The sequence below is a fragment of the Hymenobacter sp. IS2118 genome, assembly GCF_000715495.1.
Lineage (GTDB): Bacteria > Bacteroidota > Bacteroidia > Cytophagales > Hymenobacteraceae > Hymenobacter.
Genome location: NZ_JNLX01000017.1, coordinates 1 through 3,596 on the forward strand (window position 1 = coordinate 1; position 3,596 = coordinate 3,596).

At 61.2% G+C, this 3,596-nt stretch carries 2 protein-coding genes; both read right to left on the reverse strand.

Annotation, left to right across the window (positions count from 1 at the left end; translation table 11 throughout):
- Positions 1–1,269 (reverse strand): TonB-dependent receptor plug domain-containing protein (locus tag GM79_RS01010; RefSeq protein ID WP_035557797.1); only part of this gene is annotated, 1,269 nt, incomplete at its 3' end.
- Positions 1,270–1,751: 482 nt separating this feature from the next.
- Entirely contained in the window at positions 1,752–3,386 is a 1,635-nt protein-coding gene (locus tag GM79_RS01015) for a DUF6377 domain-containing protein (protein WP_072008488.1), read from the reverse strand.
- Positions 3,387–3,596: the final 210 nt, after the last annotated feature.

Here is a 3,596-nt window from a genome sequence, read left to right on the forward strand (position 1 = left end):
AGGGTTGAAGCGCGCGGCCCCGCCAATGGCGCCCTGGTCGGCAAAGCGGTAGTCGGCCCAGGTGCCTTTCACGTTCACATCCACCCGCAAGTGGTTGTCGAACAGCTTGGGCGAGAGGCCGATGGAAGCCGAGTTACGCTTGAGGTTGCCGGTGCGGAGCGTGCCCTGCTGCCCCAGAAAGCCCACCGACACCCGGTAGGGCACGTGCCGCACGCTGCCCGTTACGCTGGCCGTGTTGTCGGTGGTCCAGGCGGTGCGGTAAATGGCGTCCTGCCAGTCGGTGTTGGCTGTGCCGAGGTAGGGCGGCGCGCCGGCCGGGATGCTGCCATCGGCCAGGGCCGCGTTGTAGAGGTTGCGGTAGGCGGGGCCGTCGAGCACGTCCACCTTGCCGTAGTTGGTCGAGCGCGACACCTGCGAGGTCAGGTTTACTCGCGTTTTCTCGCCGTCCACGCCTTTTTTGGTCGTGATGATGATAACGCCGTTGGATGCCCGCGAGCCGTAGATGGCCGTAGCCGAGGCGTCTTTGAGAACCGTAAAGGTTTCGATGTCAGCTGGGTTTACCAGCGAGAGCGGATTGCCGGCGCCGTTGATGCCGCTGTTGTCCACGGGCACGCCGTCGATAACGATGAGCGGGTCGTTGCTGGCGTTGAGCGACGAGCCCCCGCGAATCCGAATCACGCCCACCTCGCCGGGCGCCCCGCCGCCGGTGGTTATCTGCACGCCCGCCAGCTTGCCCTGAATGAGCTGCTCGGGCGAGGTCACCTGCCCCTTCACAAAGTCTTTGGCTGTTACGGTGGCTATCGAGCCGGTCAGGTCCTGTCGGCGCACGGTACCGTAGCCCACCACCACGGCCTCGCTCAGCTGCGTCACGTTGTCGGTGAGCGTCGTGGCGGGCAGGTCCAGGGTTTGGCCGTCTACCACGGTCACCGCCACGCGCGTCGAGTTCAGGCCCACCGACGAATACACCAGCGTGTGCGGCCCGGCCGGCACGTTGGCAATCACAAACGAGCCATTAACATTGGTGGATACGCCGAGCGTGGTGCCTTCCACCAGCACCGTCACGCCGGGAATGCCCTCGCCCTTGCTGTCGACGACGCGCCCGGAAATGGTGCCGTCGGCCAGCGCTTCGGCGGCCGTGAAAGCCAGCCGCAAAGGAGCTCTGGCCGGGTAGGCCAGGGCGGGGCCGGCCAGCAAGCCAGCCAGGGCCGGGGCCAGCAGCGAGGTCCGCCACAGCGGGCGGCGCAGGAAGGGCGGTAAGAATGGATTCATTGGTGGGAGGGTGAAGGGCGGATGGTCGTTTTGGGGAGCGGCCCAGCCAAAATGGACGGCTGCCGCAACCGATTGCGGTGAGGTTGCTGAGCAAAACTAGCGGCACCCCTAGCCACAGTAAAATTGTCAAAACCCGGTATGAAAAATATTAACCCGTCAAGTAGTCAATAAACTGATGTATAAATAGTTATCGATAATTTTACGGTTCAAAATATAAGCCTGATATGGCCCGGCAGCACCCGTAAGCCCATAAAAAAAGGGGCGTAGGCCCCTTCTGTTTGGTGTTGCACCCGCAATGGTAGCATGGGCCCTGAGAGTACCGGCAAGTGGGCCGACACGCGGAAAACGGCGCAAAAGCAACCATAGTTTCTAGGCCGTCATGCCGAGCGAGATGCCTCGGTCTCTGCTTGATGCGCAGAATGCTCGGCATGACCGGATTGAATACAATTACTGGTGCGCGGCTACTTAAACCCGCCCGGTTGCTACACGGCTTCGATGGCCTGAATGCCCGCTTCGAACTCCTCGTTGGGCAGGAAGGAGCGGTTCTTGACGCGGGTTTTGTAGGTGTAAATCGTGTTGATGGAGTAGCCCAGCATCCGGCTGATTTGCTCGCTGTCGGCAATGCCCAGGCGGATGAGGGCGAAGATGCGTAGCTCCGTGGTGAGGAGATGGTCTTCGGGCAGGCGGATGCGCTCGTCCTCGTGAAACAGGGCGTTGAACTGCGTGATGAAGTTGGGAAAGAGCCGCAGAAACACCGAGTCGAAGCCCTTGAGCAGCTCGTTGCGCTCGGTTTTGATGTTTACGCCGTCCATCAGCTTCTGCACCCCGGCGTACTGCTTGCTGGTGAGTAGGTTATCGAGCCGTTTTTTCAGGGTTTCGATTTTGTCGATGTACTGCGAGTTGTTGTGGAAGTAGAAGCCGATGTATTCCTCCTTGATTTTGTTGGCCTCGTTCAGCCCGTCGTTTAGTTGGCGCAGCTCGCCGTTGCGCTCCTGGAGCTGCCGGTTGGTGGCAAAAATCAGGTGGCCGGCCTTGCGCAGCTTCCGCAGCTGCCGAAAGCTCACCACGGCAAACCCGATGACGACCGCCGCCAGCAGCGTCATGATTATGGCAAAGGTTTTCAGCGACTTGCGCTGGTTCTCAATGATGTTGATTTTCTGACCTTCGATGATGGACGACACGTGGCTCATCTCAATCTGCCGCTGCCGGGCCTTGTAAAACGCCGCGTCCTCGCGGGCTTCCTTGATGAAGGCGTAGGCGTTTTTCAGGTCGCCCTGCCGGTAGCAGTAGTCCGAGAGCTTTACCAGGGCCGTGGTTTCCTTGGTGGCCGATTTCACGTCGGCAATGGCTGACACCAGCAGCAGCTCAAACGCCTTGTCGTCCTGCCCGGCCAGCTCGTAGAGGTAGGCCGTGGTGCTGGCGCTCACGGCCAGCTGGTGCAGCGAGAGGCGCGGCAGGCGGCGTAGCTGCCGGTACACGGCGGCGCCGGCGGCCAGGTTGTTGGTTTTCTGAGCTCTAAACTCCTGCACCGACAAGTACTCGTAGGAGCCGGGCCGGCTGAATTGCAGGGCCGTATCGGCAAAGGCCAGGGCCTTGGTGTAGTAGGCCGGCCGGTAGGTCTGGTCCTGGTTGAAATCGCCGAGGTCGCTGAAGGCCCGGGCTTTCAGGAAATAAAAGCTCTGCTTATCCGCCGGCGTCAGCCGGCGCGGGTCGATGCCGTCCAACGTATCAAACGTTTCCTTGAACAGGCCCGACGACAGTAGCACGAAGGCCAGCTTCAGTTTGGCAACCTCTATTTTCTCGGGGTCTTTCAGCTGTTCGGCCAGCCGCGTAATTTTCTGGCAGTACACGAAGGCCGAGTCGTACTTGAACGCCTTGTACTCGTCGTAGATGCGCAGGGCCAGGTCGAACTTCGTGTTGTTGGGTACTTCCGACGACGCAAAGTCGGCCGTGAGCACGGCAATGCGGTTCAGGCGCTGCCCGTCATAATCCTTCTTGTGGGCCAGGGCCTGGTTCAGGGCCGTGAGCAGGCTGTCGGCCGCGTCGGTTCGGGCCTGGGCACGGCCGGGCACCGCGCCCAGGAGCCAACCACAGAAGAAAAAAAGGAGGAGCTTCACCCGATAATAGTTGTAGCCTGTGCCGGTCAAAAGTAACCATAGTTGGTGCGCAGCCCGCCACGCCGCGCTAGTCCAGCCGAGAATAGCGCGAACTTTGCGGCCGCTGCCCCCAGCAGCAAGCCCGGCTTCGTAAGCTGCTTCTGGCACCTACTGCTTCCCCCAACCCGATTAATGGAAAATTCCCTCCCCGCGCCGCCGCCGCATTCCGCC